Raw genomic sequence first — 12089 nt, 5'->3', positions numbered from 1 at the left:
TAGGGTGGTGCGCATGAATGCTTGGGTGTTGCGGGCGATCGTGCTCGGTGCGCTGGTCGTCTTGCTGCGCGCCGCGCTCGGGTTCGCGATGGTGTACTGGCCGACGCACGGGGCGTGGATGCGTGCGCTCGCACTGATCGTGCTCGTCGCGGCCGGCCTGTACTGGGGTTTCCTGGACGGACGCAAGGACAGGGCGGCCCAGCCCGATCCCGAGCGCGGCACCGACCTGACACTGCTGTGGCTGAAGGCCGCGGTGGTGGCGGGCGTCGGCAGCGGTCTCGCCGCCTGGCTGCTCGACTGGTTGCCCAAGTTCGACCTCGGAGACAACGGCCTGCTCTTCGAGCTCACCGCCGCCGCGGCGTTCATCGTCCTGCTGATCTTCATCTTCGCCCTCATCGGCGTGGGCATCGGGCGCGCTTTCGCCGACCGCGCCGCAAGCAAACAGTCCACCCCCGCCTGACCCCAACTCCCGCCTCGACGCAATCGGATACGCGGCCGGTGATCCGCGAATGAGGTCGCTCGTCCGCGTCATTTGCTGACGTATTGCCATAGCCGGCGATGCGGCCAATCGGCAGCGCCGGTGCGTGCCTACCCTTTCCGCTGTCGATGCCGCCGGTTATGCTGTTGTGCAATGCATTTCAATGGGAGGGGAAGCGTTGTGCTGATTCGATTCGGGGTCATCGCGGCGATGGCGATCGCCGCGTCCGCGTTCGCATTCGGCGGACAGGCTGCGGCGAAAGCCGACGGCTGTGCATCGGCGCAGCCGAGGTGGGGGTTCCAATGCGTGTCGTCGGCGTCGAACGTCTCGCTGGCGAGCTGCCTGAAGGACGCGCCGCTCTGGAACGATCACGCGGAATGCGTTCCGCGAAACGACGGTAGCGGCAGGTACGACCTCTGGGTTCCGTCCCACTGAGACGAGGAACGGCGCACCCGCCAGGAGGGTGCGCCGTTCCTCGTTCGGTGGAGCGCCACCGTCCGGCACCGGACGTGCGATGGCCCTACAGCAAGATGCCGCCGGTGTCGGGCTTGCCTTCGCGCGCGACGGCGGAGTAGGCGGCCGCCAGCAACGTGGGGTCGGGTCCCTCGAGCCGGCCCGGCTTGGCGAGACCGTCGAGCACGACGAAGCGCAGCACGCCGGAGCGAGTCTTCTTGTCGGTCTGCATGGCGTCCAGCAGTTGCGGAAGTGCGTCGGCGTCGTAGCTGGTCGGCAGCCCGACGGCGGACAGGATCGCGCGATGACGGTCGGCGGTGGCGTCGTCGAGACGGCCCGCGAGACGGCCGAGTTCGGCGGCGAACACCAGTCCGACGGAGACCGCCGCGCCGTGCCGCCACCGGTAGCGCTCTCGCCGCTCGATCGCGTGCCCGAGGGTGTGACCGTAGTTGAGGATCTCGCGGAGGCTCGACTCCTTCAGATCGGCGGCGACGACGTCGGCTTTCACCTGGATCGCGCGGCGGATCAGCTCCGGCAGCACCGCGCCGGACGGGTCGAGGGCGGCCTCGGGGTCGCGCTCCACCAGGTCGAGGATCACCGGGTCGGCGATGAAACCGGCCTTGATGATCTCGGCCATGCCCGCGACGATCTCGTTGCGCGGAACCGTCTCGAGCGTGGCCAGGTCGACCAGCACGGCGGCGGGCTCGTGGAAGCAGCCGACCAGGTTCTTGCCTGCCTCGGTATTGATGCCGGTCTTGCCGCCGACCGCCGCGTCGACCATGGCCAGCAGTGTGGTGGGCACGTGCACGATGCGCACCCCGCGCATCCAGGTGGCGGCGACGAACCCGGCCAGGTCGGTCGCCGCGCCGCCGCCGAGGCTGACCACGACGTCGTTGCGGGTCAGGCCGATGCGCCCGAGCACCTCCCAGCAGAATCCGGCGACGGCCAGGTCCTTGCCCGCCTCGGCATCCGGGATCTCGACGCGATGTGCGTCGATGCCGGTGTCGGCCAGCGCCTTTCGCACCGCTTCGGCGGTTTCGGCGAGTGGCGGCTGATAGAAGATGGCCACGGTGCGCACGCCTGTGGTCGCGCCGCTGACCGACTCGACGAGTTCGCCGAGCAACCCGCGACCGATGATCACCGGGTACGGGTCGGCGGTCCGGACTTCGAGACGACTCGGCTCTGTCACGTGGCTTGCTCCGATTCTGTTGTTGCTGTTGTCGACTGCTGACGCGCCCGGGAGCGGGCACGGCGTGCGCGGGCCCGCCTGGATCGGTTGCCGGCCATTGTCTCGCTGTCGCTCGTTCCGCTCGCGGCGTCGGGTTCGCTCGTGCGGCCCCTGCGCTCGCGGCGCGATCGAACGGTGGTGGTCGCCGACTCCTTCGTGGCGCCGGTCTCGGTGTCGGTGCTCTCGCCCTGATCGGCGGTCGTGCGCCGGGCCGCCGCTCTTGCCCTGGCTCGGCGGCGGGACCGGGATCGGCTGCTGCCCTGCGGAATTCCGCTGGGTGGCGGCCGGAGGTCCGCTTCGGCGTGCTCGACCGGCTCCATCCCGAGCTTGGTCATGATCATCCGTACCACCCGGCCGGGACTGCGACCGTCGGTGCGGACCCGGACGGTGGCCACCTCCCGGTAGAGCGGCCTGCGGGCGCGCATCAGCTCCCGGTACTTCGCGCCGGGGTCGGCGCCGTTGAGCAGCGGCCGCTGGGTGCTGGCGCCGGTGCGCCGAAGGCCCTCGGCCACACTGATCTCCAGGTAGACCACGGTACGGCCGCGCAGAAGGGCCCTGGTGTCGGCGGACAGCACGGCGCCGCCGCCCAGCGAGACCACGCCGCGCTCGGCGAGGACGGCGCGGCGCACCACCCGCTCCTCGATCCTGCGGAATTCGGGCTCACCGTCTTCGGCGAAGATCTCCGGGATCGTGCGACCGGTCTCCCGCTCGATGCCCGCATCGGTGTCGTACAGTTCGACGCCGAGTTCCCTGGCGAGCTTGCGGCCGATCGTGGACTTGCCCGCCCCCGGCGGTCCGACCAGCACCACGCGCGGGGCGCGCGGATCGGTCTGCACGATCATTGCGACCGACTGTCCGCGGGCACGTGGGGGCGAGTGCTGATGCGCTTGATGTAGCTGGTGATGTTCTCGACAGTCTCGGTGAGCGAGTCGCCGCCGAACTTTTCCAGCGCGGCCTGCGCGACGACCAGCGCCACCATCGATTCGGCCACCACGCCCGCCGCGGGAACGGCACACACGTCCGAACGCTGGTGGATGGCGACGGCCTCGTCTCCGGTGCTCATGTCGACGGTGGACAGCGCGCGCGGCACCGTCGAGATCGGCTTCATGGCCGCACGCACGCGCAGCGCCTCGCCGTTGGTCATGCCGCCTTCCAGGCCGCCGGCGCGATTGGTGGAGCGCAGCACGCCATCGGGGCCGGGCCGCATCTCGTCGTGCGCCTGGCTGCCGCGGCGGCGTGCGGTCTCGAAACCGTCACCGACCTCGACACCCTTGATGGCCTGGATGCCCATGAGGGCGGCCGCGAGCCGCGCGTCCAGCCGGTTCTCGCCGCTGGTGAACGAGCCGAGGCCGACCGGGAGTCCCTCCACGACCACCTCGACCACGCCGCCGAGCGTGTCGCCGTCCTTCTTGGCCGCCTCGATCTCGGCGATCATCGCGGCTTCGGCGTCCTTGTCGAACGCCCGGACCGGGCTCTCGTCCACCGCGGCGAGGTCGGCGGCGGTCGGCACGATTCCGGAGGTGTTCTGTGCCGTGCCGATCGACACGACGTGCGAAACGACCTCCGCGCCGAACGCCTGGCGCAGGAAGTTGCGAGCGACGGTGCCCGCCGCGACGCGCGCGGCGGTCTCCCTGGCACTGGCGCGCTCGAGCACGTTGCGGGCATCGTCGAAGTTGTACTTGAGCATGCCGGAGTAATCGGCGTGCCCGGGCCGGGGCCGGGTCAGCGGTGCGTTGCGGGCGAGCTCGGCGAGTTCGGCCGGATCGACCGGGTCGGCGGACATCACGGTGGTCCACTTCGGCCACTCGGAGTTGGCCACCTCGATGGCGATCGGGCCGCCCATCGTGCGCCCGTGCCGCACACCGCCGACGACGGTGACCTTGTCGGCCTCGAACTTCATCCGCGCGCCGCGGCCGTAGCCCAGCCTGCGGCGCGCGAGCTGCGTGGAGATCTCGTCCGACGTCACCTCGACACCTGCCACCATCCCCTCGAGAATGGCGACGAGAGCGGGACCATGGGATTCTCCAGCAGTTATCCAACGCAGCACGTCGTTCATCTTCCCATGTCGACGCCGGTGCTCAGGAACGTGGCCCGGCGTGACGACGCGCACGCCGGAGGAGAGGCGGATACCACCCGCCGACGCCTTCAGCGGGCTATGACGATGGGGCGATCCGCCGAGCGCAGCAGCGCGTCGCCGACCGAACCGAACAGCAGCCGTCCCAAGGCTCCGCGGCCACGGTTGCCCACCACCAGCAGTTGCCCGTCGCGGGAGCGTTCGAGCAGCCGCCGCTGCGGCCGGTCGCGGACGACCTCACGCCGGATTGTGAGTTCCGGGTACTGCTCCTGCCAACCGGCCAGGCTCGTGGCGAGCAACGCTTCCTCGGTCCGGCGCCGCGCGGCCCAATCGGTGCCGATCGCGGCAAGCGGCTCGACCTCGCCCCAAGTGTGCACGGCCACCAGTTCGACCCCGCGCAGCGAGGCTTCGGTGGCCGCGACCTCGATGGCGGCTTGCTCGGCGGCGGAGCCGTCCACCCCGACGATCACCGGCGCGGTGCAGGTCCGGTCCCACAGCGGCGTCTCGGCAGGCACCACCGCCACGGGGCAATCGGCGTCCCGGGCGACGGCGGTGCTGACCGAGCCGAGCAGGACTCGCTGGACGCGGCCGATACCGCGGGTGCCGACCACGAGCATCGCCGCGCTGCGAGAACGCTCGATCAGGGCCGTGGCGATGTGCGCGGTGCGGATCTCGGTTCCGATGGCGATGTCGCGCACGGTGCCCGCGGCCGCTACCGCGGCGTTCGCGGCGCGCTCGATCGCCTCGTCCGCTTCGCGCACCCGCAGCAACGCCGCCGGGCGCGGCGGATCGTCGTTGTCGAAGGCGAGCGGCGCCTCGACGATCAGCGCGATGTGCAGGGGTGCGTCGTGCAGCGCGGCGGTCTGCGCCGCCCAGCGGACCGCGACGATCGATTGGTCCGAACCGTCGGTCCCCACCACGATCGGTCTCCGCGCAGAATCCCTCGGATGCACTGGGTGGCTCCTTCCCGACGCCGCTTCCGCTGTTCTGACGACTCGACCGGGCGACTCGCCGAACTGCCGCCCCGCGAGTGCTGCCGCGGTGGACCGCTCGGAAAGTCGTTTGTCCGCGATTGATGCTACCGATGAATTGCGGTGGATTTGCTGGCTTCGTGATCGCTCGGGAAGTGCGCTGCGCAGACGCGTCGGCGCGGTGGCGGACGAACTCAGGTCGAGCCCAGGACCGACGACAGCAGGGCCAGCAATGTCGCCAGGCACATCGCGGGACCGTGTGGCACGGTGACCGCGCGGCTGTCCGGCCCGGCGGCGCGAGAGGTGAACACGCCCCGGCGGGCCGATGCGCCGAGCGCGGCGCACGCGGTGAACACCGGTGCTCCCAGTGCCGCCCACACCCACGGCTGCGCACCGCCGAGTGCGGCAGCCCCGCCCAGCGTCACTGCGAGCTTGACGTCGCCCGCACCCAGCGCGGCGGGTGCGGCGAGATGTACCAGCAGGTACGGCGCCGACAGAAGCAGTGCGCCCAGCAGTGCGGTGGTGAATTGCTCTGTGTGCATGGCGTATCCGAGGACCCCCAGCGCGCCCGGACCGGTCAGTACGTTCGGTAGGCGGCGTTCACGCAGGTCGAACACCGTCAGGGCCGCGCACCACACGGTGAGGATGGCGCATGCGAGAAGGGTCATGCCTCCACCTTCGCCCGGCGCCGGCGCGGGAAAGCCGAGCCGGTCCGGAATGTGCACAACATGGGCGAATGTGAACAGGCCGTTGGTCAGCAGTCACCCTCGAGGTTGAGAAATACTGCCCGCCAGCAGTTTTCGCGACACTTCTCACGCCCCGAACGCGGCGGACGGCGGACGAGGACGTGTTGGCTGTCGGCGTTCGGTGCGTCGGCGGTAGTTTTGAGGTATGTGTGCTGATCACCCGGGTCATGTGCCGGACTACGCGGCGCGGCGTGGCGCGCTGCGCAGCCTGCTGGTGGAGAACGGGGTGGACGCCCTGCTGGTCACCGATCTGGTGAACATCAGATATCTGACGGGGTTCAGCGGCTCCAACGCGGCGTTGCTCGTGCACTCCTGGGACACGCGCACCGCCGAGGAACGGACGGTGATCGGCACCGACGGCCGGTACCGGACCCAGGTCGCCGAGCAGGTTCCCGATCTGCGGGCGGAGATCGCGCGGGCCACCTCGCGGCGGATCGTGCAATTGGCGGGGGAGTGGCAGGTCGGCCGGGTGGGCTTCGAAAGCCATGTCGTCACCGTCGACCAGCATCGCGGTTTCCTCGAACAGCGCACCGGCCTGCAGTTCGTCGCCTCGCCCGGGCTGGTGGAGCAGTTGCGCATGGTGAAGGACGCCTACGAAGTGGAGCAGTTGCGCGCGGCCTGCGCGGCGGGCGACGCCGGTCTGGCCGCGCTGCTGGAGCGTGGCGGGTTGCGGCCCGGTCGCACCGAGCGCCAGGTGGCCCGGGATCTGGAATGGGCCATGTTCGAACACGGCGCCGAAGCGGTGTCGTTCGAGACCATCGTGGCCACCGGCCCGAACTCGGCTGTCCCACACCATCGTCCGACCGACGCCGTGCTGGCGACGGGCGATTTCGTCAAGTTGGACTTCGGGGCGGTGGTCGGCGGCTATCACTCCGACATGACCCGCACCTTCGTACTAGGAGCGCCGAGCGACTGGCAGCGCGAGGTGTACGCGCTGGTCGCCGCGGCGCAGCGGGCCGGGCGCGAGGCGCTGCGGCCGGGGATTCCGGTGGCCGACGTGGACGCGGCGTCGCGGGCGGTGATCGAGGCCGCCGGGCACGGGAAGTTGTTCGTGCACGGACTCGGCCACGGGGTCGGTCTGCAGATCCACGAAGCGCCCGGAATCGCGAAAACCGGAACCGGTACACTTCTGTCTGGCGTGGCGGTGACCGTCGAACCAGGTGTGTACTTTCCCGGCCGCGGCGGGGTCCGGATCGAGGACACGCTCGTGGTGCGCGAAGGGGGCCCTGAGCTGCTCACCCACACCAGCAAAGACCTGACCGTCGTCGCCTGACGCCGGTCTGCCCGAGACCAAGCGGTAGAACGAGGAGATCCGAAGACAGTGGCGGACACCAGCGACTTCAAGAACGGCCTTGTGCTGAAGATCGACGGTCAGCTCCAGCAGATCATCGAGTTCCAGCACGTCAAGCCGGGCAAGGGCCCCGCGTTCGTGCGGACCAAGCTGAAGAACGTCGTGTCCGGCAAGGTGGTCGACAAGACATTCAACGCCGGTGTGAAGGTGGAGACCGCCACCGTCGACCGCCGGGACATGACCTACCTCTACCACGACGGCTCGGACTACGTCTTCATGGACGGCGAGACCTTCGACCAGATCTCCATCTCCGAGGCCACCATCGGCGACGGTGCGCGCTTCCTGCTGGAGAACATGACCGTGCAGGTCGCGATGCACGAGGGCGCGCCGCTGTACGTCGAACTCCCGGTCTCGATCGAACTCGTGGTCCAGCACACCGACATCGGCCTGCAGGGTGACCGCTCCACCGGCGGCACCAAGCCCGCCACCCTGGAGACCGGCGCCGAGGTGCAGGTCCCGCTGTTCATCAACACGGGCGACAAGCTGCGCATCGACTCGCGCGACGGCAGCTACCTCGGCCGGGTCAACGCCTGAGCGCCCGGGACCTGCGAATCCGGGATGATGTGACCGTGGCTGAACAGCCCGTGGACAAGAAGTCCGCGTACAAGAAGCTCGGCGCACGGCACAAGGCCCGCCGCCGTGCGGTCGACCTGCTGTTCGAGGCGGAGGCCAGGGACGTCGACGCCGCCGACCTGCTCGACGAACGCGCCGAACTCGCCACACGCGACCAGTCGGTCGCGCCGGTGCACCCCTACACCCGCACCTTGGTCGGGGGCGTCGCCGACGACCTCGACCGGGTGGACGGCACCATCGAGTCGTACCTGCAGGACTGGACCCTGGCGCGTCTCCCGGCCGTGGACCGCGCGATTCTGCGCATCGCGGTCTGGGAGCTGTTCCACGCGAGCGACGTTCCGCCGGTCGTCGCGGTGGACGAGGCGGTGGAGCTGGCCAAGGAGCTGTCCACCGACGATTCCCCGTCCTTCCTCAATGGCGTGCTGGGGCAGGTTGTCCTGGTGGCGCCGCAGGTGCGCGCCGCGGCGGCCGCGACTCGGGCGCCGCGCCCGGAGCCCGAGTCGTGAACAAGTACCTCGTGTTGGTGATGCGTACCCCGCGGTTCGATGCCGCCGTGACCGAGCCGCACCGGCAATTTCTGCGGTCGCTGCACGAGCGCGGGCAGTTGCAGGAGAGCGGCCGTTTCACCGACGGCACCGGTGGCGCGTACGTGATTCTCGCTGAGGATCTCGACGCCGCACGGGAAATAGCGTTCACCGACCCCGTGCACACCACCGGCGCATCGGAACTCACCGTCTACGAGTGGGAAATCACCACACCGAACTGAGGGCGCCGCAGCGCCGAATCCTCGCTTCGAAACCGGCATAGGCGCTCGCGAGGCCGGCGCGGCACACCGACCGAAGGCAACGCGGCGGTGCCCGTTCTGATGCGGTCGTTCCGACGCCGCCCAGCGCCTCGATTCGGTTCCGGAGGTGGAACTCCCGCTGGTGGGTGCACGGATGACCAGCGGGAGCACGACCGATCCTCGTACCTCGAGCGCACTCGAGGTCAAGCGGGCGTCGCAGGCACTGATCAGCGACCGCTGTCTCGGCGGCTAACCAGTGATCAACAGCGCCGCGACCGCGCCGGCGGTGGCGGTCACCGCGAGGACGAGACCGCTCAGGACGAATCGCTTCATCGGAACGCGCACGTCGTGCATGCGGCAGAACTCCAAGCACAGCAGCGTCGCGAGCGACGCCCACGGCGTGACGATCGAGCCGATATTGGCACCTATCAACAACCCGAGAAGCTGATCGCGGTTCTGCCGGGGAATCACCGCCTCGCCCGCGGTGTAGGCCGGTAAGTTGTTGGCGATGTTCGAGAGGCCGGCGCCTGCCGCGGCGGCCCGGAACGCGCCGGACGCACCGGGATCGGTCCCGATCAAGGCGTGCATAGCGTCGGCGAGGCCGAATCGGCTCAAGGTGGGCACCACCAGGAACAAGCCGATCACGAAGACGAGCAGCCGCCAAGGGATGAGTGACAGACGCAAGGCGCCGCGGTCGAAGACGGCGAACGCCGCCACGGCGATGAGCGCCGCGAGCGTCGCCGCGATACCGATCCGGTCGCCGACGAGGGGGATCGCGATGACGAACAGCGAACAGGCGCCCGCGGTGGCCAGCAGCAGCGAGCGCTCCCGGAAGTTCGCGGGGCGGATCGGCTCGGGCGGCACATAGCGATCGGTGTCCCGTCGTCCCCGCCGCCAGTACCACAGCCACAGGCACACCATCGTCGCCGCGATCGAAAACAGTTGCGGTGCCCACATCTTCGCCGCGAAGTCGGTCGCGGTCAGTGCCACGCGGTCGGCGGCGAGCAGATTGGTGAGATTGGAGACCGGCAATAGCAGACTCGCGGTGTTGGCCAGCCAGAGCGTGGTCATGGCCAGCGGAAGCGGCGGAATGCGGGCAGGCGCCGCGAGGGCCAGCATGACCGGGGCGATCAGCACGGCCGTGGTGTCGAGATTGAGCACGATAGTCGTGGCGGAGGCGAACAGCACACAGAGGCCGAACAGCGCGGGATAGTGACCGCGACCGAGGATCGCGAGCCGATGGGCGATGACGTCGAAGACCTTGGCCTGCCTGGTGAGTTCGGCGAGCACGATCACGCTGGCGAGGAACAGCAGCAGCGGGCCCACGCGACGCATGTTGGCGGCGGCCTCGGCACGGGGCAGGAGGCCGGTGAGCACACAGAGCAGACCGACTCCGAGCAAGCCGAGCCGGAGCCGGTCCAGGACGCTCAGCCTCGACGCTGGCGTGGCCGGGGCCGAGGACGGGTTACGTGAAGAGGAATCGACCAGGTCGGGCACGAGTGCCATGATCGCAGCCCTTCGTTCGCGCCCCTTTCCGCCGGGGCAGCTTATGTAGTCGGCTACAAACGTATTACCCATTGAACGTGCCGTTATCCGATGGTACGTTATTTAAGTCACAGGTCGGCCGGATGTCGGCTCGAACGCATCAGGCCGGTTCGCGGCCCGAAAGTTGTGTCCGAGCCGACTTCGGTGTTCGTCCGCCGCCGAATCAAGGATGTGTTGCCCATGAGCATCGCCATCGGACTGGTCTTTCTGTTCATCTTGGTCGGAGGCAGCCTACGGTCGGCCGAAGCGGGCTGTCAGAACACGTTGATGAACCACATGAAGAACATGTGGCTGTGCGCCGTGATCTCCTATGCCGTAGCACTTACCGGCTTTTCGATCTTCCTCGCACTGTCGTCGAAGTCGCCGTGGCCGACGCTCGACGACTTGCGGAACATGCCGTGGTGGGCGCCGTTCGGCGGCTTGCTGGGCGGCGCGGCCGTCATGGGAATGATCGCCGTCGCCCGATATGTCGGTGTGGCGACCTTCAGCGCGCTGGTGATCGTCGGCGAGATGGTGGTCGCCGTGATCATGGACCACTTCGGACTGATGGGATTCGACGAGCGATCCGCCAGTCTCCCCCGTCTGCTGGCATGCGGGCTGATCACGCTCGCGATCTACCTGATGGCCGACGAGCCGGCGGCCGACGAGCCCAGGGTCAGCGTCACCTGACAGAAGAACACGCACTGCTGCCGGTCCAACCATCCAACCTTCGCGCCCTCCCGAGGATTCTCGATGACGGTTCAGACCGCCGAAAAAACCCGTGCCGCCCTGCCCCGCGCCACGATGGCACTCATCTTCGCATTCATCCTGGTCGGAGGTGCGCTGCGCTCCGTGGAAGCCGGATGTCAGAACTCGCTCAAGCTCGCATTGAAGAATGTCTGGCTGTGCGGTGTGATCTCCTACGCCGTGGCATTCACCGGCTTCGCAATCTTTCTCACGGTGGCGCTGCTGGTTTCCTCCCGCTGGCCGTGGCCGACGCGGCTCGACATCCGAAGCATGCCCCGGTGGGCGCCCTTCGGGGGTCTCCTCGGCGGGGCCGCAATCCTGGCGATGATCTCGGTGGCTTCCGATGTGGGCGCGGGCACCTTCAATGCCCTGATCATCGCGGGGCAGATGTTCGGTGCGCTCGCGATCGATCACTTCGGGCTGATGGGGTTCCCGCGGCGAGCGGTGAGCTCCAAGCGCATCGTCGCCTGTGTCATGATCATCGCCGGGATCTATCTCATGGCGACCTACTGACCACATGTGCTGGGCACGCCCGGGCCTATCGGTCCGTTCCGTTCTGAGAGACCGATAGAGTATCTCTCGCAACGTTGCCTCGCCGAGGAAGTAGGAGACATGGCCACGAACGAGCTGACCGTGACAGACGTCCGCACCGCGCAGGAGGCGTGGGCACTGTTCGACCGCCTCCCCGCGGCGCCGGTCGTGGAGATCGCGACGGGGCGCTGGCGGGGAGAGGAACTGCACACGGGCCATCCGATGGATGGTGTGCTCGTGGCTTCGGGCTGGTACGGCAAGCAGTTCGACGGCCCCGATCACGTGCATCCGCTGCTGTTCACCTCGGGTGGCAAGGTCTTCCCGATCGATCCGCGCCGCGTCCCGCTCGGCCTGGCCGGGCGGGTGCCGCTGTCCGGGGTGCGTGCCCTGCGCAAACTGCTGCCTGCCTTTGCTCCCGCGCTGCGTACGCGCAAACCCACCGCGCGTCTGCGCGAGGTCGAATTCCGCGGCGTGACGAGTGCCGCGATGGTCTACGACCACCTGCCGATCATCGATCACTTCCGGCGCGCCGACGAGCACACCTTGCTCGGCGTGATGGATTTGCGCGGTATGGCCGAACCGTACTTCTTCGTCCTGCACAGGGACATCGGCTAGGCGGGCGGATCCGG

13 protein-coding genes and 1 pseudogene are annotated in these 12089 nt (G+C 68.8%); 8 read left to right on the top strand and 6 right to left on the bottom strand.

What is annotated here, in order from left to right; genetic code table 11:
• Positions 1–13 precede the first annotated feature (13 nt).
• Positions 14–460 (top strand): B-4DMT family transporter, encoded by a 447-nt coding sequence (locus NA8_RS22520; RefSeq protein WP_084467013.1) that lies wholly within the window; start codon positions 14–16, stop codon positions 458–460.
• Positions 461–998: 538 nt separating this feature from the next.
• Here the strand turns inward: NA8_RS22520 and aroB are convergent.
• From aroB to NA8_RS22490, 5 genes and pseudogenes are all read right to left on the bottom strand, one after another.
• Positions 999–2120 carry a 3-dehydroquinate synthase gene (gene aroB, locus NA8_RS22510; protein ID WP_063052320.1) on the bottom strand — a complete coding sequence of 374 codons (1122 nt, stop codon included), beginning with the start codon at positions 2118–2120 and terminating at the stop codon, positions 999–1001.
• Positions 2121–2482: 362 nt separating this feature from the next.
• Positions 2483–3001, bottom strand: a pseudogene (locus NA8_RS35265) (shikimate kinase); the annotation flags it as partial.
• Positions 2998–4206, bottom strand: coding sequence for a chorismate synthase (gene aroC / locus NA8_RS22500; RefSeq protein WP_063052362.1), 1209 nt, complete (start codon positions 4204–4206; stop codon positions 2998–3000). The pseudogene NA8_RS35265 and the gene aroC, both read right to left, overlap by 4 nt.
• A 98-nt stretch (positions 4207–4304) precedes the next feature.
• A complete protein-coding gene (locus NA8_RS22495; protein ID WP_169810544.1) occupies positions 4305–5153 on the bottom strand; it encodes a universal stress protein in 849 nt (282 codons plus the stop codon).
• 245 nt (positions 5154–5398) lie between these two features.
• Positions 5399–5872 (bottom strand): prepilin peptidase, encoded by a 474-nt coding sequence (locus NA8_RS22490; RefSeq protein ID WP_063052360.1) that lies wholly within the window; start codon positions 5870–5872, stop codon positions 5399–5401.
• A gap of 223 nt (positions 5873–6095) precedes the next feature.
• Between NA8_RS22490 and NA8_RS22485 the strand changes: the two genes are divergently transcribed.
• The 4 genes from NA8_RS22485 to NA8_RS22470 are packed head-to-tail and all read left to right on the top strand — an operon-like array spanning position 6096 to position 8640.
• Complete coding sequence (locus tag NA8_RS22485) at positions 6096–7223, top strand: M24 family metallopeptidase (protein ID WP_063052318.1); 1128 nt, start codon at positions 6096–6098, stop codon at positions 7221–7223.
• A 48-nt stretch (positions 7224–7271) separates the two neighbouring features.
• Positions 7272–7835 (top strand): elongation factor P, encoded by a 564-nt coding sequence (efp, locus tag NA8_RS22480; protein WP_043727401.1) that lies wholly within the window; start codon positions 7272–7274, stop codon positions 7833–7835.
• Between the two features lie 35 nt (positions 7836–7870).
• Positions 7871–8380: a transcription antitermination factor NusB gene (nusB, locus tag NA8_RS22475; protein ID WP_063052358.1), complete on the top strand. Its 510-nt coding sequence runs from the start codon at positions 7871–7873 to the stop codon at positions 8378–8380.
• The gene (locus tag NA8_RS22470) at positions 8377–8640 is read left to right on the top strand and encodes a YciI family protein (protein ID WP_174550120.1); all 264 of its coding nucleotides are present in this window, start codon (positions 8377–8379) and stop codon (positions 8638–8640) included. The genes nusB and NA8_RS22470 overlap by 4 nt, the downstream gene beginning before the upstream one ends.
• Positions 8641–8907: 267 nt before the next feature.
• Here the strand turns inward: NA8_RS22470 and NA8_RS22465 are convergent, their stop codons facing one another.
• On the bottom strand, positions 8908–10164 hold the full coding sequence (locus tag NA8_RS22465) for an ArsB/NhaD family transporter (RefSeq protein ID WP_084467006.1): 1257 nt from the start codon (positions 10162–10164) through the stop codon (positions 8908–8910).
• A gap of 219 nt (positions 10165–10383) precedes the next feature.
• Here NA8_RS22465 and NA8_RS22460 point away from each other — a divergent pair, with 219 nt between their 5' ends.
• From NA8_RS22460 to NA8_RS22450, 3 genes are all read left to right on the top strand, one after another.
• Positions 10384–10872, top strand: a complete 489-nt coding sequence (locus tag NA8_RS22460) for a DMT family transporter (RefSeq protein ID WP_169810543.1) — start codon at positions 10384–10386, stop codon at positions 10870–10872.
• 63 nt (positions 10873–10935) lie between these two features.
• Positions 10936–11442, top strand: coding sequence for a DMT family transporter (locus tag NA8_RS22455; RefSeq protein ID WP_063052316.1), 507 nt, complete (start codon positions 10936–10938; stop codon positions 11440–11442).
• Between the two features lie 99 nt (positions 11443–11541).
• Positions 11542–12075 carry a DUF4334 domain-containing protein gene (locus tag NA8_RS22450; protein WP_063052315.1) on the top strand — a complete coding sequence of 178 codons (534 nt, stop codon included), beginning with the start codon at positions 11542–11544 and terminating at the stop codon, positions 12073–12075.
• Positions 12076–12089: the final 14 nt, after the last annotated feature.

It is taken from the genome of Nocardia arthritidis NBRC 100137 (assembly GCF_001612765.1).
Classification (GTDB): Bacteria; Actinomycetota; Actinomycetes; order Mycobacteriales; family Mycobacteriaceae; genus Nocardia; species Nocardia arthritidis.
Note: the sequence above shows the minus strand (reverse complement) of the source record. Positions and strands in the feature narration are given on the sequence as shown.